The sequence below is a fragment of the Kitasatospora sp. GAS204B genome, assembly GCF_029892155.1.
Lineage (GTDB): Bacteria > Actinomycetota > Actinomycetes > Streptomycetales > Streptomycetaceae > Kitasatospora.
Genome location: NZ_JARZAG010000007.1, coordinates 24,341 through 43,166, shown reverse-complemented (window position 1 = coordinate 43,166; position 18,826 = coordinate 24,341). Strand labels below are relative to the sequence as shown.

The 18,826-nt window shown below is 72.4% G+C and carries 20 protein-coding genes, 1 tRNA gene and 1 pseudogene; 16 read left to right on the top strand and 6 right to left on the bottom strand.

Features of this window, described 5'->3' with window-relative positions; translation table 11 throughout:
* The first annotated feature begins 26 nt into the window (after nucleotides 1-26).
* The 8 genes from galU (at nucleotide 27) to P3T41_RS11440 (ending at nucleotide 8,654) form a co-directional block, all read left to right on the top strand.
* Nucleotides 27-947, top strand: a complete 921-nt coding sequence (gene galU / locus P3T41_RS11475; protein WP_280689585.1) for a UTP--glucose-1-phosphate uridylyltransferase GalU — start codon at nucleotides 27-29, stop codon at nucleotides 945-947.
* A 73-nt stretch (nucleotides 948-1,020) separates the two neighbouring features.
* The gene (gene glp / locus P3T41_RS11470; RefSeq protein ID WP_280689584.1) at nucleotides 1,021-2,340 is read left to right on the top strand and encodes a gephyrin-like molybdotransferase Glp; all 1,320 of its coding nucleotides are present in this window, start codon (nucleotides 1,021-1,023) and stop codon (nucleotides 2,338-2,340) included.
* A 203-nt stretch (nucleotides 2,341-2,543) separates the two neighbouring features.
* Complete coding sequence (gene moaC / locus P3T41_RS11465) at nucleotides 2,544-2,981, top strand: cyclic pyranopterin monophosphate synthase MoaC (protein WP_280689870.1); 438 nt, start codon at nucleotides 2,544-2,546, stop codon at nucleotides 2,979-2,981.
* Nucleotides 2,978-3,478, top strand: coding sequence for a MogA/MoaB family molybdenum cofactor biosynthesis protein (locus P3T41_RS11460; protein WP_280689583.1), 501 nt, complete (start codon nucleotides 2,978-2,980; stop codon nucleotides 3,476-3,478). The genes moaC and P3T41_RS11460 overlap by 4 nt, the downstream gene beginning before the upstream one ends.
* Nucleotides 3,475-4,077 (top strand): GNAT family protein, encoded by a 603-nt coding sequence (locus P3T41_RS11455; protein ID WP_280689869.1) that lies wholly within the window; start codon nucleotides 3,475-3,477, stop codon nucleotides 4,075-4,077. The genes P3T41_RS11460 and P3T41_RS11455 overlap by 4 nt, the downstream gene beginning before the upstream one ends.
* Before the next feature lie 154 nt (nucleotides 4,078-4,231).
* Nucleotides 4,232-5,206, top strand: a complete 975-nt coding sequence (gene glpR, locus P3T41_RS11450; RefSeq protein WP_280689582.1) for a gephyrin-like molybdotransferase receptor GlpR — start codon at nucleotides 4,232-4,234, stop codon at nucleotides 5,204-5,206.
* Between the two features lie 70 nt (nucleotides 5,207-5,276).
* Nucleotides 5,277-5,350, top strand: a tRNA-Ala gene (locus P3T41_RS11445).
* A 499-nt stretch (nucleotides 5,351-5,849) separates the two neighbouring features.
* Nucleotides 5,850-8,654, top strand: a complete 2,805-nt coding sequence (locus tag P3T41_RS11440) for a PKD domain-containing protein (RefSeq protein WP_280689581.1) — start codon at nucleotides 5,850-5,852, stop codon at nucleotides 8,652-8,654.
* Nucleotides 8,655-8,740: 86 nt separating this feature from the next.
* Here the strand turns inward: P3T41_RS11440 and P3T41_RS11435 are convergent.
* A pseudogene (locus P3T41_RS11435) lies at nucleotides 8,741-8,863 on the bottom strand (IS30 family transposase); the annotation flags it as partial.
* Nucleotides 8,864-9,147: 284 nt separating this feature from the next.
* Between P3T41_RS11435 and P3T41_RS11430 the strand changes: the two are divergent.
* A complete protein-coding gene (locus tag P3T41_RS11430) occupies nucleotides 9,148-9,459 on the top strand; it encodes a hypothetical protein (RefSeq protein WP_280689580.1) in 312 nt (103 codons plus the stop codon).
* Here the strand turns inward: P3T41_RS11430 and P3T41_RS11425 are convergent.
* From P3T41_RS11425 to P3T41_RS11415, 3 genes are all read right to left on the bottom strand, one after another.
* Nucleotides 9,428-10,039 carry a hypothetical protein gene (locus P3T41_RS11425; protein ID WP_280689579.1) on the bottom strand — a complete coding sequence of 204 codons (612 nt, stop codon included), beginning with the start codon at nucleotides 10,037-10,039 and terminating at the stop codon, nucleotides 9,428-9,430. The genes P3T41_RS11430 and P3T41_RS11425 overlap by 32 nt on opposite strands.
* A gap of 53 nt (nucleotides 10,040-10,092) precedes the next feature.
* Nucleotides 10,093-10,308 carry a hypothetical protein gene (locus P3T41_RS11420; protein ID WP_348533646.1) on the bottom strand — a complete coding sequence of 72 codons (216 nt, stop codon included), beginning with the start codon at nucleotides 10,306-10,308 and terminating at the stop codon, nucleotides 10,093-10,095.
* Between the two features lie 127 nt (nucleotides 10,309-10,435).
* Nucleotides 10,436-10,657 (bottom strand): hypothetical protein, encoded by a 222-nt coding sequence (locus P3T41_RS11415; RefSeq protein ID WP_280689577.1) that lies wholly within the window; start codon nucleotides 10,655-10,657, stop codon nucleotides 10,436-10,438.
* A gap of 108 nt (nucleotides 10,658-10,765) precedes the next feature.
* Between P3T41_RS11415 and P3T41_RS11410 the strand changes: the two genes are divergently transcribed.
* Both P3T41_RS11410 and P3T41_RS11405 read left to right on the top strand, forming a co-directional pair.
* Nucleotides 10,766-11,434 (top strand): GNAT family protein, encoded by a 669-nt coding sequence (locus P3T41_RS11410; RefSeq protein WP_280689576.1) that lies wholly within the window; start codon nucleotides 10,766-10,768, stop codon nucleotides 11,432-11,434.
* A gap of 95 nt (nucleotides 11,435-11,529) precedes the next feature.
* Nucleotides 11,530-12,057: a hypothetical protein gene (locus P3T41_RS11405; protein ID WP_280689575.1), complete on the top strand. Its 528-nt coding sequence runs from the start codon at nucleotides 11,530-11,532 to the stop codon at nucleotides 12,055-12,057.
* A gap of 7 nt (nucleotides 12,058-12,064) precedes the next feature.
* Here the strand turns inward: P3T41_RS11405 and P3T41_RS11400 are convergent, their stop codons facing one another.
* Complete coding sequence (locus tag P3T41_RS11400; protein ID WP_280689574.1) at nucleotides 12,065-12,610, bottom strand: hypothetical protein; 546 nt, start codon at nucleotides 12,608-12,610, stop codon at nucleotides 12,065-12,067.
* A gap of 281 nt (nucleotides 12,611-12,891) precedes the next feature.
* Between P3T41_RS11400 and P3T41_RS11395 the strand changes: the two genes are divergently transcribed.
* Entirely contained in the window at nucleotides 12,892-13,338 is a 447-nt protein-coding gene (locus tag P3T41_RS11395) for a hypothetical protein (RefSeq protein ID WP_280689573.1), read from the top strand.
* 3 nt (nucleotides 13,339-13,341) lie between these two features.
* Here P3T41_RS11395 and P3T41_RS11390 read toward each other — a convergent pair whose 3' ends face one another.
* Nucleotides 13,342-14,589 (bottom strand): phosphotransferase, encoded by a 1,248-nt coding sequence (locus P3T41_RS11390; RefSeq protein WP_280689572.1) that lies wholly within the window; start codon nucleotides 14,587-14,589, stop codon nucleotides 13,342-13,344.
* 57 nt (nucleotides 14,590-14,646) lie between these two features.
* Here P3T41_RS11390 and P3T41_RS11385 point away from each other — a divergent pair, with 57 nt between their 5' ends.
* From P3T41_RS11385 to P3T41_RS11370, 4 genes are all read left to right on the top strand, one after another.
* Nucleotides 14,647-15,534: an ABC transporter ATP-binding protein gene (locus tag P3T41_RS11385; protein WP_280689571.1), complete on the top strand. Its 888-nt coding sequence runs from the start codon at nucleotides 14,647-14,649 to the stop codon at nucleotides 15,532-15,534.
* Nucleotides 15,531-16,202 carry an ABC transporter gene (locus tag P3T41_RS11380; protein WP_280689570.1) on the top strand — a complete coding sequence of 224 codons (672 nt, stop codon included), beginning with the start codon at nucleotides 15,531-15,533 and terminating at the stop codon, nucleotides 16,200-16,202. The genes P3T41_RS11385 and P3T41_RS11380 overlap by 4 nt, the downstream gene beginning before the upstream one ends.
* Before the next feature lie 202 nt (nucleotides 16,203-16,404).
* Nucleotides 16,405-17,991 carry a DHA2 family efflux MFS transporter permease subunit gene (locus P3T41_RS11375; RefSeq protein ID WP_280689569.1) on the top strand — a complete coding sequence of 529 codons (1,587 nt, stop codon included), beginning with the start codon at nucleotides 16,405-16,407 and terminating at the stop codon, nucleotides 17,989-17,991.
* 138 nt (nucleotides 17,992-18,129) lie between these two features.
* Nucleotides 18,130-18,627 (top strand): MarR family transcriptional regulator, encoded by a 498-nt coding sequence (locus tag P3T41_RS11370; RefSeq protein ID WP_280689568.1) that lies wholly within the window; start codon nucleotides 18,130-18,132, stop codon nucleotides 18,625-18,627.
* The last annotated feature ends 199 nt before the right edge of the window (nucleotides 18,628-18,826 follow it).

Below are 18,826 nucleotides of genomic sequence, written 5' to 3'. Positions count from 1 at the left end.
TCATCCTGCCTGAGTAAGGTCAACGCATGACGACGACGAATCCCCGCCTGCCCGTCACGAAGGCCGTCGTGCCTGCCGCTGGTCTCGGGACGCGCTTTCTGCCGGCCACCAAGGCCACGCCCAAGGAGATGCTGCCGGTCGTCGACAAGCCGGCGATCCAGTACGTGGTGGAGGAGGCGGCCGCGGCCGGCCTCTCCGACATACTGATGGTCACCGGCCGTAACAAGCGCGCGCTGGAGGACCACTTCGACCGCGCCTACGAGCTCGAGGAGCTGCTCTCCCGCAAGGGCGACGTGGACAAGCTGCGCCGGGTCCGGGAGTCGGTCTCGCTGGCCAACATGCACTACGTGCGCCAGGGCGACCCCAAGGGCCTGGGCCACGCGGTGCTGGTCGCCGAGCAGCACGTGGCGGGCCAGCCGTTCGCCGTCCTGCTCGGTGACGACCTGATCGACCCGCGCGACCCGCTGCTCTCCCGCATGATCGAGGTCCAGCAGGAGCTGGGCGGCTCGGTGGTGGCGCTGATGGAGGTCGACCCGGCGCAGATCCACCTGTACGGCTGCGCGGCGGTCGAGGCGAACGGCTTCGGCCCGGACGTCTTCCACATCACCGACCTGGTCGAGAAGCCGGAGCGGGCCGACGCGCCGTCCAACTACGCGGTGATCGGCCGGTACGTGCTCGACCCGGCGGTCTTCGAGGTGCTGAAGAAGACCGAGCCGGGCCGCGGCGGCGAGATCCAGCTGACCGACGCGCTGCGCACGCTGGCCACGCTGAGCCTGGCGGAGGGCGGCCAGGTGCACGGTGTGCTCTTCGAGGGCCGCCGCTACGACACCGGCGACCGCGCGGACTACCTGCGCTCGATCGTCCGGCTGGCCAGCGAGCGCGAGGACCTCGGCCCGGACTTCCGCAGCTGGCTGCGGGAGTTCGTGAGCAGCGAGATGCAGGACTGAGCAGAGCCGCAGAGTTGGGCAGCCGCCGCGGCCGACCGGCCGCGGCGGCGACGAGCGAGAGGCGTCGGTGGCGATGACCGAGCAGCACGGCAGCACTCCGGACGCGTGCGGGGCCGAGGCGCCCGGGCAGCGCCACTGGACCGTCGATGAGCACCTCGCCGACGTGCTGGCGGGCGTCGCCCCGCTGCCGGCGATCGAACTGCAGCTGCTCGACGCCCAGGGCTGCCGGCTGGCCGAGGACGTGGTCGCGGACGGCGACCTGCCGCCCTTCGACAACAGCTCGATGGACGGCTACGCGGTGCGCACCGCCGACACCGTCGGCGCCACCGCCCGCTACCCGTCCGTCCTCGCCGTGGTCGGCGAGGTCGCGGCGGGTGCGGCGGAACTGCCCAAGGTCGGCCCCGGGCAGGCCGCCCGGATCATGACCGGCGCGCCGATGCCGCCCGGCGCCCAGGCCGTCGCCCCGGTCGAGTGGACCGACGGCGGCAGCGGGACCGGACAGGCCGCCGACACCATGGCCCCGCCGGCGGCCGGCGAGGAGGTCCGGGTCTTCCAGGACGTCGCCGAGGGCGCGCACATCCGCCGCCGGGGCAGCGACATCCGGGCCGGCGCGACGGTGCTGACCGCCGGCACCCGGCTCGGCCCCACCCAGCTCGGGCTGCTGGCCGCGATCGGCCGCGGCACCGTGCGGGTCCACCCGCGCCCCCGGGTGGTGGTGCTCTCCACCGGCAGCGAGCTGGTGCAGCCCGGTGAGCCGGTGGGCCCCGGGCAGATCTCCGACTCCAACAGCTTCACCCTGACCGCCGCCGCCCAGCAGGCCGGCGCGATCGCCTACCGGGTCGGCGGGGTGCCGGACGACGCGGCGGTGCTGCGCGGCGTGCTGGACGACCAGCTGGGCCGGGCCGACCTGATCGTCACCAGCGGCGGTGTCAGCGTCGGGGCCTACGACGTGGTCAAGGAGGTCTTCGCGGACTACGCGGGGATGGACTTCCGCAAGCTCAAGATGCAGCCGGGCAAGCCGCAGGGCTTCGGCCGGATCGGCGAAGGCGTCTCGGGCATCCCGCTGCTGGCGCTGCCGGGCAACCCGGTGAGCGCGTACATCTCCTTCGAGCTCTTCGTCCGCCCGGTGATCCGCACCATGCTGGGCGCTCCGGACGTCCACCGCCCGGTGACCCGCGCGGTCTGCACCGGCGCGCTGCGCTCGCCGGCCGGGCGGCGGCAGTTCCTGCGCGGCTGGTACGACGGGGACCAGGGCACCGTGGCGCCGGTCGGCGGCGCGGACTCGCACCTGGTCGGGGCGCTGGCCCGGGCGAACTGCCTGATCGTGGTCGATGAGGACGCGGTGGCGGTGGCGGCCGGCGAGCGCGTCAAGGTCGTCCTGCTGGCGGACTGACCGCCGCCGTCCAGCGGTCCCGCGGTACGGCGGTGCTGGGCCCTTCGGCCTAGCGCCACCGTCCCACTGACGGACCGACGGCGATCCGGCGCGGGCGGAGCGGTACGGTAGCGCGGTATTCACCCCGTTCTGCTGGAGTAACTGACGTGACCACACCACCCGGCGACCGCCTGACCCACGTGGACGAGACGGGCGCCGCCCGCATGGTCGACGTCTCCGAGAAGGCCACCACGGTCCGCACCGCGGTCGCGGCCGGGCGGGTCAGGGTCGCCCCACGGGTGATCGAGCTGCTGCGCGGCGAGGGCCTGCCCAAGGGGGACGCGCTGGCGGTCGCCCGGATCGCCGGGATCATGGGCGCCAAGAAGACCCCGGAGCTGATCCCGCTCTGCCACCCGATCGCGATCTCCGGCGTCACCGTCGACCTCGAAGTGACCGACCAGGCCGTCGAGATCACCGCCACCGTGCGCACCGCCGACCGCACCGGCGTCGAGATGGAGGCGCTCACCGCGGTGGCGGTGGCCGGGCTGACCGTGATCGACATGGTCAAGGCGGTCGACAAGGCCGCCGCGATCGAGGACGTCCGGGTGCTCACCAAGACCGGTGGCAAGAGCGGCGACTGGGCGCGCGGTGAGGGCTCGTGAGGGCGCTCGCGGTCACCGTCTCCAACCGCGCCTCGGCCGGGGTGTACCAGGACAAGGGCGGCCCGCTGCTGGTCGAGGGCCTGGGCCGGATGGGCTTCACGGTGGACGGCCCGCGGCTGGTGCCGGACGGCGACCCGGTGGCGGACGTGCTGCGCGAGGCGGTGGCGGCCGGCTACGACGTGGTGCTCACCACCGGTGGCACCGGCATCTCGCCGATGGACCTGACCCCCGAGATGACCGCTCAGGTGATCGACCGTCAGATCCCGGGCATCGCCGAGGCGATCCGCGCCTACGGGCGCGAGAAGGTGCCCACCTCGGCGCTCTCCCGGGGCCTGGCCGGTCTGGCGGGGCGCACCCTGATCGTCAACCTGCCGGGCTCGACGGGCGGCGTGCGCGACGGCCTCGCGGTGCTGGAGCCGCTGCTGGCGCACGCCGTCGACCAGCTCGCGGGCGGTGACCACCCGCGGCCGCCGCTGCAGCCGGGGGGAGAGAACTGAGCGCCGGCTGGCCGGCGGAGCTGCGGGACGGCGACATCGTGCTGCGCCCGATCCGGCTGCGCGACGGCGCCGCCTGGCAGGAGGCGAGCCGCCGCAACCGGGACTGGCTGCGGCGGTGGGAGGCCACCGTCCCGCCGGTGCCGCTGGGCCGGTTGGTCGGGCCACGGCCGTCCTACCGTCAGATGGTCCGCTACCTGCGCCGTGAGGCGGCGGCGGGGCGGATGCTGCCCTTCGTCGTGCTCTACCGCGGTGAGCTGGTCGGCCAGCTGACGGTCGGTGGGATCACCTGGGGTTCGATGTGCTCGGCGAATGTCGGCTACTGGGTCGACGAGGCGGTGGCCGGCCGCGGCATCATGCCGACCGCCGTGGCCCTCGCGGTGGACCACTGCTTCCAGGTTCTCGGGCTGCACCGGGTGGAGGTCTGCATCCGCCCCGAGAACCGGCCCAGCCGCCGGGTGGTGGAGAAACTCGACTTCCGTTCCGAGGGGCTGCGGCCGCGCTACCTGCACATCGACGGGGACTGGCGCGACCACCTGGTCTACGCGTTGACGGCCGAGGAAGTCCCGGAAGGACTGCTGGAACGTTGGCGTTCGAGGTAATTGAATAAGTGTTCGAAAATCATATCGATATGGCATCGCCGGCCCGGCAAGCGGTGACAAATTCCGGCAAAATAGTCAGAGAATCAGCTTGGCGGTGCGACACGCCGCGCCAAATTGCTGCCCACCCTTACCCAACGCCCGTACGGTGTGAAACGTGAGCAGTAGCGGCCTCATCTACGCGGTCATCGTAGGGGCCTGGGCTGCCTATCTGGTGCCCATGTGGCTCCGCAGGCAGGACGAGCTCAACGAAGCGCGCCCGACCGAACGTTTCAGCACCGCCATCCGCCTGCTCGCCGGGCGGTCGGCGATGGAGCGCCGGGCGTCCCGGGCCCTGGGCGACAACGACCCCACCACGACCTCCGACGGCACCCCTGACGCCGAGTCGGCTGACGCACCGTCGGCCGACCCCCCGTCGAGCGGCGCCGTGCCCTCCGGCGCGCCATCAGCGGCGCCGTCGACTGTGTCTGCGGGGCCCTCCAGCCCGGTGGCCGATCCGGCCGGCGACCGGCGGGCACGGGTGCTGGCCCGGCGCCGGCGCATGGTCACCGTGCTCTTCCTGGCCTTCGCGCTCGGCGCGATCGTGGCCGCGGTGGCGGGCGTCGGCTTCCTCTGGGCGCCCGGGCTGCCAGCCCTGCTGCTCACCCTCTACATCGGCCACCTGCGCCGGCTGGAGCGCCAGCGCTACGAGGTGAAGCTGGACCGCGTCCGGGCCGCCCAGGCCGCCCAGCGGGTTCGCGAGCGCGAGCAGGCCCGGTCGGCGCCCACCCTCGCGACGGCCACCGCGCCGATCGTCACCGAGCCGGAGCGCGAGCACCCGCAGCCGCGGTTCGCCGCCGCTCAGCCCGAGCCGCCCGCCGCCCGGCAGGCACTGGTCGAGGCCACCGACCACCAGGAGTGGGTGGACGGCCTGCGCGAGCGCGCCGCGGCCGGCCCCGACTCCTGGGAGCCGGTCCCGGTCCCGCTGCCCACCTACGTCACCGCGCCGGTCGCCCCCCGGGTCACCCGCGGCCTCGACCTCGCGGCCCCCGGCACCTGGACCTCCGGCCGCCCCGCCGAGTCCACGCACACCCCGCTCTTCGACCAGTACGAGACCCCGCCCGCCGCCCGCCCACGCGCGGCGGGCGAGTAGCCCACCCCGTCCCACCAGCGAGGGGGTGGTCACGGGCCCCCTTCAGAAGGTGCTATTGTTTCTTCTCGTTGGGGCTGTGGCGCAGTCCGGTAGCGCACCTCGTTCGCATCGAGGGGGTCAGGGGTTCGAATCCCCTCAGCTCCACCCAACGACTGTTCACGGTTCTGACTCGTGAATGGTCACGAGATCCCGCTCGGTCCGTAAGGACTGGGCGGGATCTTTGCGTTGCGGGGGCTTGTTCGAGGTGGTGTCCGAACTCGGCTGGCCTTCGGGAGCGGTGTTCAGTGGCCTGCTGTGGTGGTTCGGGGGTGTTCCGGGATGCAAGGGGCGCCGCTGGGATGGAGACCAACGGCGACCGGGGAGCGGGCTCTTCGGGATGCGGGCGGAGGGCTCGTCAGCCGGGCGGTGGCGGAAGTCCGTTGGCGGCAAGCGGCATCGGGGTGAGTCCGCCGTAGTCCTGGTCACTGCCGCTTGCGGCGGCCGGGGAGGCGGTGGAGGCGAGCCCTGCGGTCTTGGCGATCAGGCTGGCCCGCTTGACGGCAGGGGACGATCACGGCTTGGTCGAGAGCAGAGGGAAGGCTTGTAGCAGTCGATCTTGGCGAGGAGAATGCGCACGCCAGTTCGCCGATTCGGGGATCCCACTTTGCGCCTTCGCCATGTCGCCGGCTTCGCCGTTGCGACTGCCATCACGCTGCTCGGACTGCCAGCCCTGCCGGCCGCCGCCGACGCGCCGACCACGCTGTACGTCAACAACGATCCGGGCAGCCAGTGCAGCGATGCGGGCACTGGCACCCAGACCCAGCCGTACTGCACCATCTCCGCCGCCGCCAAGGTCGTCCAGCCCGGGCAGACCGTCCGGGTGACGCCGAGCAGGTTCGGCTACCAGGGGGAGGTGGACCTCACCCGGTCCGGGACGCCGGACCAGCCGATCACCTTCGTCGGCAGCAACCCCGACGGCAGCCCGGGAGCCACCATCCAGGGTCTTTACGGCCCGGGCGGAAACCCGTGGCCGCACGCGGTGAGCATCGCCGGCCAGCACGACATCACGTTCGCCGGGTTCGGCTTCACCAACGCGCTGCAGCCGGTCTCCGTGACCGACTCCAGCCGCGTCACCGTCGACAACAACGTCATCAGCGCCCGGCTGACGATCGGCGCGCAACTCCCCTACCCCGCATCGGTGGTGGTCTCGGGCCACAGTGACCACGTCTCGATCACCAGGAACGAGATGGAGGCCGGGTTCGGCGTATCCGTCTCCGCCGGGGCGCAGTCCACGCTGATCAGCACCAACGAGATCGGCGCCATCAACAGCGGGCCGGCACTCACGGTGGCGGACGCGCCGGGTACCGTGATCACCAACAACACGATCGGCTACCAGTGTCACGGGGGAGTGAGTCTGACCGGAGCCTCCTCGGGTGCCTCGGTGCAGAACAACATCATCGTCAGCGACAGTAACTGCACGACCGGCTCGGGCACCCTGATCTCGCTCTCCGCCGACTCCGTCGTGCAGAGCACGGTGGACTACAACATCGTCCACCCGCTGAGCGGCCAGTCCTCCTACAGCTGGGCAGGTACCGGCTACAGCTCTCCGGCGGCGCTGCAGAGCGCGACCGGTCAGGCGCCACACGATGTCGACAGTGCCGTGAGGTTCGACAACATCGCCGGCACGCATGTCGGACTGCTGGAGGGATCCGCGGCCGTCGACTCCGCTAATGCGCAGGCTCCCGGAGTCCTCGCCACCGACCTGGTCGGTCACGCGCCCGTCGACGATCCGACCGTTGCGAACACCGGCGTCGGCGCCGGCGGCTTCCGCGACCGCGGAGCCGTCGAGTTCGTGGGCCTGCAGTCGGTCTCCCTCAGCCTGAGCGGCGCCCAGTACCTGTCCGCCCAGGGGCCGGCGCCGCTGGCGGTGACGGCGCATGCGACGGCGAGCAACCGCTGGAACACGACCTTGACCTACACCTACGACTTCGGCGACGGGACTGCGCCGGTCGTCACCACGCAGGCGCAGTTCAGCCACACGTACCTGACGCCGGGGACCTACACGGCCTCGGTCACGGTCACGGACGGTGTCGGCGGAACCGTGACCGCCGCCGCCCCGACCCCGGTGGTGGCGACCGACCTCGCGCCGCTGGCTCCGGTCCTGACGGTGAGGCCGGCCAGCCAGCTGCTGACCTACTCGTTCACCGCCTCGGTCCCCGCCAGCACCTGGCGGGTGACCACCTACGCGCTGGACTTCGGTGACGGCACCACCGGCTCCGGCGCCTCCACTACCCACACTTACCAGACGCCGGGGACGTACACGGCCACGCTGACGGTCACGGACGAGGCGGGGCGCTCGCAGGAGGTGCAGCAGGTTGTGCAGGCCGCTGCACAGCCCGGCGGTTTCGTCGCCCTGACCCCGAGCCGGCTGGTGGACACCCGCCTGCCCTTCAGCTCCCAGTCCGGCAAGGTGGGGCCCGGCGGGTCGATCGTGATCGCTCCGGCGCTGCCCGTCGGCGCCACGGCGGTGGTGCTCAACGTCACCGCGACGGATGCGACGGCCGACACCCACATCGACGTCTCGCCGGCTCTGGGGTCGGGGACGTCGTCGCTGAACCTCAGCGCTGGCGCGACGGTGGCCAACCTCGTGACCGTGCCTCTCAGTCCCAACGGCTACGTCTACGCCCGCAACAACGCGGGCTCGGTGGATCTGGTGGTCGACCTGTTCGGCTATTACACGCCCGGTGCGGCGGGCAAGTTCACCGCCACGACGCCGGCCCGTCTGCTGGACACCCGGCCGGGTGCCCCGCTGGCGTCGGAGGCCACCACTGCCGTGCAGGTGGCGGGGGTCGACGGTGTGCCGTCCGATGCGACGGCGGCCGTGCTGAACGTGACGGCGATCGCCCCGGACGCGGACGGCTACGTGTCGGCGTTCGCCGACGGCACGGCGAACCCGTGGACCAGCAACCTCAACTTCACCCGGGGGCAGACGGTGCCGAACCAGGTGATCGTCCCGCTGGGCGCTGACGGCAAGGTCGAGGTGTTCAGCCACGGCGCCGACACCCAGATCGCGGTGGACCTGTTCGGCTACTACAGCCCCGAGGGGACGGGCCTGTTCACGCCGGTCACCCCGTCCCGGCTGGTCGACACCCGTGAGGGCGCCGACATCCCGCTCGGCGCGAACAGCTGGCTGCCGGTCGGCGCCCGTGGGGTCGGTGCCGCGCCGGCGAACGCGACGTCCGCCGTAGTCAACGTGACGGCCATCGGGCCGGACACGCCGAGCTACCTGGCGGTCCGCGCGGACGGCACGGGCGTGCCCAGCACCAGCAACCTCAACCTGACGCCGGGTGTGACGGTGGCCAACCACGTCATCACCGGGCTCGACGCCAACGGGAACTTCGCGGTCTTCAACCACGCGGGCAACACCCACGTGGCGGTCGACCTGTTCGGCTACTTCAGCGCCGGCTGAGCCCACCGCGCCACCTGATCCAAGGGCCCTGCCCGGTCCTCGCCGTCGGTTTCCAGCAGTCGTTGCAACACGTGGTCGGTCGTCCAGGCCGCGAGGAGTTCAGTCAGACGCTCGGCTGGGGTTTCCCAGCCGAGCGTTTTGCGTGGGCGGCGGTTGAAGCGATCGGCGACGTCCGCCAGGTCCTGCGGAGAGCGGATCGAGAGGTCGGTAACTGCGGACAGTGTGCAGGGGCTGGACGGGCTCGTCGAGGTGCAGGGTCTGCTCGCCCCTCAACAGCTGCCGTGACTTCACCGACGGTTAGTACCTCTGGCCGGAAGGGCTCGCGCACTACGTCCTCGACCATTTCGTCCGTGGCGGCAGAACGCAGCCAACACGTAGGCCGGATCGCGCTTTCGGGAAACGATCACTGAGTGTGCGGGAAGCGATCTTCGCGGTATCTGTTGGCGGCCTGGTCACCCCCACTGGTGACTTTGCACTCTGGCATGATCGAAGGGTGAACGAGTACTCGTGGCCTGACGACGGCGTTGAAGCTGGAGCGCGGGCGCGGGCGGGCTGGTCCGCGACGTGCCAGGCTCTGCCTGTTGGAACCCACGTGACCGGCGAGGTCATCGGTCGAAGGCCCTTCGGTGTCTTCATCTCCATCAACGACTTCCAGGACGCGATCGGCCTTGCCGAGATCACGGCCATGCCTCGCGACGCCACCCTTCCTCTCGTCGGCGCCGTAGTGACCGGCGAGGTCATCTGGCACGCGGAGCACAACTGCCAGGTGAAGATCAGGCTTGCTGAGTGGGCAACCGGGAACTGACCCCTCCGCCGGCGGCCAGGCCCGAAGCCCAGGCGTGCAGCACCGTGAAGTCCTCCGGCAGCAGTCCGAGCCGAGGATCGACCCGGTGCAGCAGGGCCGGACCAGCATGGTGGACGGCGACCCAGTCCCGGTCCGCCTGCGTGATCTCGTCGTCCAACCAGGCGAACGGGCGCCCGCTCGCCCAGGCGACGATCTCCGGGGTCTTCCAGAACACCCCGCCGTCCGGCTCGGGCCGGGGCGCGGACCAGGTGATGACCGGCAGCTCGGGAAGGCCGAGGACGGGAGCAACGTAGGCGTTGGCCTCCTCCTCCCATGTCGTTGCCCACACCAGATCGAAAGGCAGCGACGCCAGTTCGGGACCGTGATCGGGGTTCAGCCAGACTCGCAAGGGCTTGGGCCGCTTGTTCGGTGTGCCCCAGGCGGACAGCCGCAGCCGCTCGGCGGCAACCCAGCGAGGGGTCAACAGCCGGTGTGTCTCGTACCCGCGCGGACGGCGAGAAGGCTTCGCGGCGTATGGGTTCAGCGGCCCGTCCACGTCCAGAAGCAACAACGGCTGCGCTGAGGCGGCGTCCACGGTCATGTGCCGCACCGTACCGCCCGGCGAGTTCCCCACGCCTCCAGATTTGGAGTCGCTCAGGAAGCCCGGGCAGCCCACGCCGTCAACAAGCGCTCGGCGAGCTCGTGTCCGCATCGACGGGCGAACCACAACGGGAGGGTTCCATCAGGTCCAGGAAGCTGGGGATCCGCCCCGTAGGCGAGCAGGACTGCGGTGCAGGCGGCTGTCAGCGGCTCGCCAGTCTGCTTGGAGCCGTCCGCCTCGATGTCGATGGCGTGCAACAGCAGCGTCATGTTCGACCACGTCTCATTCGGGTCCGCCCCGCCGTCTAACAGCCTTGTGAGCTCGCCGACTTGCTCGTGTTCGACCGCCAGGTGCGTCGGCGGCATCGCCCAGCTCGCAGCACCCGATTCCGCCACGTCACCGCCCCCGTTGCTTGACGCCTGCGCAGGCCAGCAACGGCTTCTCAATGCCCTTCGCCCGGGTGCGTTCCAGCCGCACCGCGTAGGTCCGCGCCAATAAGCCGGCAGGTACCGAGCCGTCCCACACGACGAAATCGCCGCCTCCCAGCAGAGCATCGGATGCCGGACCGCACGCCTCGGTCTGGTCGCCGAGCAGCCCAGCGAGCTGTTCACGCTCCACGTGCCATCCCCCGGTCACGAATCGATCATCGGCGGTCCTCAAGCCGAACCCTAGCTAGGCGCACCGGAAATCAGGTGACCGGAGCTGCCAGCGTCTTCAACAATGAGCATGCTGATTGATCACTGGCCGCTGCTGGGACTGCGTCTGAACCCGCCCCGCCTGGAACTTCGACTGCCCGGCGACAACGAGCTGGCCGAGCTGACCAACCTGGCGGCTGAAGGCATCCACGAGCCGGACCGGATGCCCTTCCTCGTGCCGTGGACCGACCTTCCGCCGGCGGAACGGGCGCGCTCGGTGGTGCAGCACCACTGGTTGCGCCGAGGGACCTGGTCCCCGGACAACTGGGCCCTGACCCTGGCCGTCTTCGAGAACGGCCAGGTCGTCGGCCTGCAGACCGTCGCCGCCCGCGACTTCGCCGTGCTGCGGCAGGTCAGCACCGGCTCCTGGCTCGGCACGCGGTATCAGCGCCAAGGGATCGGCACCGAGATGCGCGCCGCCGTACTGCACCTGGCCTTCGCCGGCCTGAACGCGCTGGAGGCGACGTCGGGCGCCTTCGAGGACAACACCTCCTCGTTCGCCGTGTCCCAGAGGCACGGCTACGAACTCGACGGCATCGACCGTCACGTGGTCCGTGGCCGACCCACGACCACGAGACGGCTCAGGCTGGCCCGCGAGCGCTGGGAGACGCACCAATACGTCCCGGTCTCGATCAGCGGGCTGTCCCCTTGCCTACAGATGTTCGGCCTGCCGGGAGGCAGCCAGGCGCGGGCTTCATAGCCGGACGCTGGTTCCGCTCGATCGATCCGATCGGGCGGGACTCTTCGCGTTGTCGGGCGCTTGCCGTGGCCGAGGTGGCGAGTAAGACTGATTACATGATTACAGAGAAGGAGTTCGAGGCGGTCCGCGGCTGGTTCGGCGGACGACTGCCTGAAGGTCTGTTCACCGAACTCGCGGAGGTCGCGGTCGACCGCGAGGAGATCACCGTGATCGGGCGGATTCCCGGGCCCGAGCTTGCGGCGGAGGTGTCGGACGCCGAGCGGCGGGCCGCGGTGGAGGGGCGGATCGCGGAGTTCCGCGAGCGTACGCGGGAGGCGCGGATGGGGGTGGCCCGGGAGGCTGAGCACCGGTACGGGCGCAAGGTGTCCTGGGGGGTCGAGTGCGACGGGGTGCGGGGGCTGTTCACCACGGTCTCCGCGCCGGTGATGACCCGGTTGCGGCAGCCGGAGCGGCAGGTGCTGGACACGCTGGTGGAGGCCGGTGTGGCGCGCAGTCGCAGCGAGGCGCTGGCCTGGTGCGTGCGGCTGGTGCAGAAGCACTCGGACAGCTGGCTGACCGAGCTGCGCGACTCGCTGGAGCAGGTGCGGCGGCTGCGGGCGCAGGGGCCGGACCGGGAGGGGTGATCGTTGGTCAGAGCCGAAGGCGTGCGGCTCGCAGGGCCGCGTGCTCCAGTAGGCGGTGGACGTCGGCGGGGCGGGTGTCCGGGCGGTCGTTGTACTCGTCGGGCGAGCTGACCGGCCGTCCGGTGGCGTGCAGCACCTCCATCACCTGCGCCCGGGCGGTCCGCACGGTGCTGGCGGTGCCGTAGCCGTGGCCGAGCACGGCGGCCTGCGCGCCGAGCAGGCAGACCCGCCCCGCCGGATCCCACATCGCGCCCTGCAGCCAGCCGTACTGGGTCAGGTAGCGCGAGGTGAGGCGCAGGTGGTCGGCGGCACTGACCGGGGCGGGGCGGGCCGGGCGGCGGGTCAGCCGGTCGCGCAGGGTGCGGCGGGGGAGCGGGTGGTCGGCGTTCCAGGGCCGCAGCACCTGGCCGTAGCGGCAGATGTTCGGGCAGACGTACGGCGCGGGCGGCCGGGTCGGACCGGGCAGCGAGGCCAGGTAGGCCTCGATCTCGTCGACCAGGCCGCAGGTGTCCGGGACGATGACCAGTGGCCGGGGCGGCAGGGTCAGGTGCACGGCGGGCTCCCTCAGTCCTGAGTCTCTGTCCGTATTGTCCGGATTAGTACTCATTTCCATGGATAGCCGGAACGGGGGCGCCAGGCGTGGACCCGGGCGGCCGAGCGGGTGGCGTGTCGCGCGCCCCGCCGGATGACCGGGGGCCGGTGCCGGGCGGGTCAGCCTCAAGGCTGAGAGGCTGCGCCCCAAGGTGGAGACGCGCTCTCCGTCCCGGGAGCGACGCGGGCCGCCCACCCGCTCGGGAGGATGGAGCCATCAGCCCATCGTCCGAAGGACCGCTCATGCCGCCCAGGACCGCCACCGTCGCCGCTGTCACCGTGACCGTCCTCGGCCTCGGCGTGCTGGGTGTCGCCCTGGTGCCGATGGCCGGCGACGTGCTGGCGAGCCGGCACATCGAGGAGTCCAACTACAGCTCCGGTGCCCAGGCGAAGACGGCGCGGGCCTCGGTGCCGCGCTGGCTGCCGGACGGCGCGACGGCCGTCCGGTACAAGATGTCGACCACCGGCGGCGACCGCCTGCTGCGCGCCCACCTGCCGGGCGGGGTGCTGCCGGCCGGGTGCGCCAGCGGTGCGCCGGGGGCCGGCGCCGTCAAGCTGAGCGCCACCTGGTTCCCGGCCGGCCGGATGGCGGCCAAGCCCGGCGCGCACTGCGGGAGTTACCGGGTGGCGCTGGACGGCGACCAGCTCTACGCCTGGCAGGACAACGCCGACCTGGCCGCCGCCCGGTAGCGGCTACCGGAGCTGCTCGGCGGCCGCCAGTGCCGCGCGCAGCTCGGCGGCCGGATCGCCGGCGTGGTAGCGCTCCTCGCTGGGCTCGATCCCGTCGAGGAACTCCTGGTAGCGCACCGCGTGGGCGAGGTGGGCGAGCGGCTCGGCCAGGCGCAGCGCGGTGACCGGATCGCAGCCGGGGGCCAGGGTCCGCCAGGCCGCGCACCAGGCCTCGGCCGCCTGGCCCCAGCGCTCGGCGGAGGTGAAGCTCTTGGGCCGCAGCCCGTCGAGGGCCGGGTGGCCGTAGCAGCTGTCGGCGAAGTCGACCAGCACCACCGAGTCCGGCCCGGCCGCCCGCCAGTTGCCGGGGTGGAAGTCCCCGTGCAGCACCGTCTCCGGTAGCCCGCAGGCCGTCAACCGGTCGACCAGTGAGGGGAGTCGGTCGAGCAGCCGGCCGGCGCGGGTCAGCTCGTCCGGCGTCAGCTCGGCCCCGGTCGGGCCGTTCAGGAGTGCTTCGAGCGCGGCCGGCAGCAGGCGCGGCGAGCGGTCCGGCAGCCCGCCGGGCGGTCGGCCTGGCCGGCGCGCGGCCAGCGCCGCCTGGACCCGGGCCAGCCGCGGCACCGCGGCCTCGACCACCGCCGCCGACGGGCCCCAGCAGTCCGCGCCGGGGACGTGGTCGAGCAGCAGCAGCCGCCGCGCCGGGTCGGCGGCCAGCACCGCCGGGACGAACCGCGGGTCCACCGCGGCGAAGAGCCCGATCACCTCGGCCTCGTCGACCGCGAACCGGCGCCCGGTTTTCAGCCAGACCGGCCCGGTGGCGGTGGGCAGCCGGAACAGCCCGGCCAGGTTCCAGGTCTTCACCTGCTCCACCGGCCCGACCGCCGGCCGGCCGAGCCCGGCCAGCGCCTGCTCGGCCCAGGCCAGCGCCGCCAGCACCCCGGCGGCGGTCGCGTACTCGGCGCGGCGCGGGTGCGGCGCGAGCAGCGCCGACTCGTCCGCCGTGGCGGGGCGGGTCAGCGCACCGGTGACCGGCTCGCGCAGGGCCTGCGCGTGGTAGCGCACCAGCCCGCCCTGACCGTCGGCGCCGCCCTCGACGTCCAGCAGGCGCAGCACCACGGTCGGCACCCCCAGCACCGCCGTCAGCCGCTCGACCACCGGCTGCACGTCGTGCCAGCGGGGCCGGCCCGCCACGGTGAACGGTCCCACCACCCCCAACTGCTGTTCGCCACAGGACACCAGGACACTCGCCGTACGATCGGACGCACTGTTCACCGGTGCAGTCTGCGGTCCGTCCCGATCGGGCGCGACCGAATTTTCGGGGGAGGCCGGATGGAAGCGCTGCGGCTGACGGAGGTCGGCAAACGGTACGGGCGCTCGGGCCCCTGGGTGCTGCGCGGGGTGGGCCTGGCACTGGAGCCCGGCGCGCTGGTGCGGATCGCGGGGGCGAACGGCAGCGGCAAGTCGACGCTGCTCAAGCTGGTCGGCGGGATCGAGCCGCCGAGCCGGGGCCGGTTGCGAGTGGCCGGGCGCCGGGCCTACGTCCCCGAGCGCTTTCCGCCCGCGCTGCCCTTCGATCCGGCCGGCTATCTGCGCCATCTCGGCCGGATCCACGGGCTGAGCACCGCGGTGGCGGCCGACCGCGCGGAGTTCTGGCTGGACCGCTTCGGCATCACCGATCGGGCCGGCACCCCGCTCGCCCGGCTCTCCAAAGGCACCTGCCAGAAGGTCGCGGTGGCCCAGGCGCTGCTCGCCGAGGCCGACGTGCTGCTGCTGGACGAGGCCTGGACCGGGCTCGACCAGGCCGCCCGGACCACCCTGGACGAGGCGGCGATGGAGCGGGCCGGGGCGGGCGGCGTCGTCCTCTTCGTGGACCATGACCCGAACCGGCTGGCCGGGCTGACCAGCCGCGCCTTCCAGCTCCGGCAGGGCGGGCTGACGGAGGTTCAGCCGCCCGGTGCCGAGGAGCCGCGCGAGCTGATGAGCGTCCTGGTCGCGGCGGGCGAGCTGCCCGAGTGGCTGCCCGGCACACCCGAGCGGGAGGACCGGCCGGACGGCACGGTGCTGCTGCGGGTGGCCGCCGGGCAGTCGGACGCGCTGCTGCGGCGACTGCTCACGGCCCCGGCCGAGCTGCGGATCCTGGACGTCAGCAAGATCGACGGTGCGCCGGTGGGCAAGCCCGTGAGTGAGCCCGCCGACGCGCCGGAGGTTGCCCGGTGAGCGCGCTGATCCGCTATCAGGTCGAGCTGCTGCTGCGCTCCCAGCGTTGGCTGCCGCCGTTCCTCGGCTATCTGCTGGTGCTTGGCCTGGGGGTCTCGGGCGACCAGCCGATGATGGACTGCCTCGGCTACGCGGCCGCCCTGCTGGTGCCGATCACCGCCTGGTACGTGCGCTGCACGCTGACCGCCGACCCGCCGCAGGCGCGGGCCTGCCGGGTGGCGGCCGCCGGTCCGGCCCGAGTGCAACTGGCTTCGCTGGCCGCCGCGTTGATCGCCGGGCTGGTGCTGGCGGTCGTGGCGGTGGCGGCGATCTGGCTGGTCTGCGGGCGCACCACGATCATCCCGGGGCGCGAGGTGTCGTGGGCCAGGGCCGCGCTGGCCGGGCTGCTGGCGGCCGTCTGCTGCGTGCTGGTCGGGCTGGCGGTCGGGGCGCTGAGCCACCGTCCGGTGCTGCTGCGCGGCTCGTACGGGATCCTGGCCGCGCTCGGCCTCTCGGTGCTGGTGCTGGTGGTGCCGTTCTCGCCGGCGAACGTGGCGGTGCGGGCGCTGGTGTCCGGCTCGCTGCGGGCCGAGGTCCGCTACCCGCTCGCCGCACCCGCCGTCGCCGCGCTGCTGGCCCTGCTGACCGCGGCGGGCACGGCCGCGCTGTCCCGGCGCCGCACCGAGTAGCCGCCACGACCCGTCGAGGGCCGGGTGAAGGGCCGCCGATCACCGATCGGCGGCCCTTCGGCATGTGCGGCGGTTGTCGCTGCGGGGTGGCCCATCGTCGGGAGTACAGATCATACAGGGATTGACAGTCGGAATCAGGATCACTAGCTTCACTAATCATCGAGTTTTCGATGATCTAAGCATCGACTGCTGGGGGTTTCCGATGTCCATCGCACCGACCGTCATCGAGGCGGGCGCCACCGCGCCGGCCGCCAAGTCCGCCGGACGGTGGTGGACGCTCGGCATCGTCTCGATCGCGACCTTCATGCTGATGCTCGACCTGACCGTGGTGAACGTCGCGCTGCCGGACCTGCGCACCGCGCTGCACGCCGGCTTCTCCGACCTGCAGTGGGTGCTGGACGCCTACGCGCTGACGCTGGCCGCCTTCCTGCTCACCGGCGGCTCGCTGGCCGACCGGCTGGGTCGCAAGCGGATCTACGGGATCGGCTTCGCCGTCTTCATCGCGGCCTCGCTGGCCTGCGGTGCGGCGCCGGACATCCTGCTGCTGAACCTGGCGCGCGGGCTCCAGGGGGTCGGTGCCGCGGTGCTCTTCGCGGTCGGCCCGGCGCTGATCGGGCAGGAGTTCCGGGGCAAGGACCGGGCGCTCGCCTTCGGCGTCTTCGGCGGGGTCTCCGGGCTGGCCATCGCCTTCGGGCCGCTGATCGGCGGCGCGCTCACCGACGGCGTCGGCTGGCGCTGGATCTTCCTGGTGAACGTCCCGATCGGGCTGGTCGCGATGGTGCTCGGCGCGCTGCGGATCGGCGAGTCGCGCGACCCCGCCGCGCACCGGGTGGACTGGGCCGGCCTGCTGGTCTTCTCCGCCGCGCTCGGGCTGCTGGTGCTGGGCTTCCTGCGCGGCGAGGCGCTGGGCTGGACCAGTGCGGCGGTGCTCGGCATGTTCGCCGGGGCGGTGCTGCTGCTGGTGCTGTTCACCCTGATCGAGCGGCGGCTCGGCGCCGCGGCCATGCTCGACCTCGGGCTGTTCCGCAACCGCACCTTCAACGGGATCTCGGTGGCCACCCTGCTCGGCAACGCGGCCGGCATGTCGGCGATCTTCCTGGAGGTCTCCTACATGCAGAACGTGCTGGGCTACTCGCCGCTCGCCACCGGTCTGCGTTTCCTGCCGCTGACCCTGACCCTCTTCGTCGCCGCAGCGGTCACCGGCAGCCTGACCGCCTCGGTCTCGCCGCGGCTGCTGGTCGGCACCGCGATCACCATGATGTCGGCCGGGCTCTTCCTGGTCGGCCTGGTCGAGCCGGGCAGTGACTGGACCGCGCTGCTGCCCGCCATGCTGCTGACCGGCCTGGGGATGGGCATGTTCAACCCGCCCCGGTCCTCGCTGGCGATCGGGGTGGCCGAGCCGGCCAAGGCGGGGATGGCGGCCGGCATCGGCGAGACCTTCCAGCAGGTCGGCATCGCGATCGGGATCGCCGGCTTCGGCGCGCTCTTCCAGCACCGGGTGACCGACGCCTTCGCGCACTCCGCCGCCGGAGCCGCGCTCGGTGGGCAGGCCCAGGCGGCCGGGCAGGCGGTGGCGGCCGGCGGCGGCCGGGAGCTGGCCGCCACGGTGCCGGCCCAGCTGCGTGCAGCAGTCCAGGCGGCGGCCCGCGCGGCCTTCGTGCACGGGCTGACCGACGTGCTGGTGGGCTGTGGCGCGGTGGCGGCCGCCGGCGCGCTGGCCGGCTTCCTCTTCATCCGCACCCGGGACCTGCACGAGAGCGCGCTGGCCGGCGCCGAGCTGGGTCACTGAGCCCGACCCGCAACCGATTCGGTGGCCGCCCGGTTCCTTGCGGGCGGCCGCCCGATTCATTGGTGATGAACAGGCCCGATGATAGATTCTTGAAAAGTTGAAGAGTCCAAAGACTCCCGATGGATTGGGAGATCCCCGATGGCCCGCACCGCCCCCGTGACCAGTTCCGACGCGGCCGCCGGCACCCCGCGCCGCGACTTCCCGCTCGCCGGCCACACCGGCGTGCTGCTGCACAAGGCCGGGCTGCTGATCGCCGAGGAGGTCGACCGGGAACTCCAGACGGCCGGCTTCAAGCTCCGCGACTTCCTGGTGCTGGCCACGCTGGCCGGCGGGGCCGAACTCTCCCAGCAGGACCTCAGCCAGGTGATCAACCTCGACCCGACCACCGTGGTCTCGCTGATCGACGAGCTGGAGCGGGCCGGCGCGGTCGAGCGCCGTCGCAACCCGGCTGACCGCCGCCGCTACATCCTGGGCCTCACGCCGGGCGGGCGGCAGACCCTGGCCGAGGCCCAGGCGGTGGCGGAGCGGGCCGAGCGGGCCTTCTTCGCCCGCCTCCCGGAGGGCCACCGGGAGTTGCTGCACGAGATGCTCTCCGGGCTGCTCGTGCACCGCTGGCCGGACGCCGTCTGCGGCTGACCTGCCGTCGGGCCGACCCGCTGACGGGCTGAGGGACCACCGAGCTGACGGACCGCCGAGCTGACGGACCGCCGAGCTCGCGGGCTCGCGGCCCATGGGGTAAAAGCGGACACACCGTCGCAGAAGCTCGATAAATATGGCTAATCGTCCTACCGTGGCGCCAGTATGCCCGTCGAGTCGGATGGGACCGTGCCGTGCG

Bases quoted from the DNA above. Each gene is read 5' to 3' on its own strand.
- galU (WP_280689585.1), top strand. From the start codon at position 27: ATGACGACGACGAATCCCCGCCTGCCCGTCACGAAGGCCGTCGTGCCT.
- glp (WP_280689584.1), top strand. From the start codon at position 1,021: ATGACCGAGCAGCACGGCAGCACTCCGGACGCGTGCGGGGCCGAGGCG.
- moaC (WP_280689870.1), top strand. From the start codon at position 2,544: ATGGTCGACGTCTCCGAGAAGGCCACCACGGTCCGCACCGCGGTCGCG.
- P3T41_RS11425 (WP_280689579.1), bottom strand. From the start codon at position 10,039: ATGACCGTGGACGCCGCCTCAGCGCAGCCGTTGTTGCTTCTGGACGTG.
- P3T41_RS11420 (WP_348533646.1), bottom strand. From the start codon at position 10,308: ATGACGCTGCTGTTGCACGCCATCGACATCGAGGCGGACGGCTCCAAG.
- P3T41_RS11410 (WP_280689576.1), top strand. From the start codon at position 10,766: ATGCTGATTGATCACTGGCCGCTGCTGGGACTGCGTCTGAACCCGCCC.
- P3T41_RS11405 (WP_280689575.1), top strand. From the start codon at position 11,530: ATGATTACAGAGAAGGAGTTCGAGGCGGTCCGCGGCTGGTTCGGCGGA.
- P3T41_RS11395 (WP_280689573.1), top strand. From the start codon at position 12,892: ATGCCGCCCAGGACCGCCACCGTCGCCGCTGTCACCGTGACCGTCCTC.
- P3T41_RS11385 (WP_280689571.1), top strand. From the start codon at position 14,647: ATGGAAGCGCTGCGGCTGACGGAGGTCGGCAAACGGTACGGGCGCTCG.
- P3T41_RS11375 (WP_280689569.1), top strand. From the start codon at position 16,405: ATGTCCATCGCACCGACCGTCATCGAGGCGGGCGCCACCGCGCCGGCC.
- P3T41_RS11370 (WP_280689568.1), top strand. From the start codon at position 18,130: ATGGCCCGCACCGCCCCCGTGACCAGTTCCGACGCGGCCGCCGGCACC.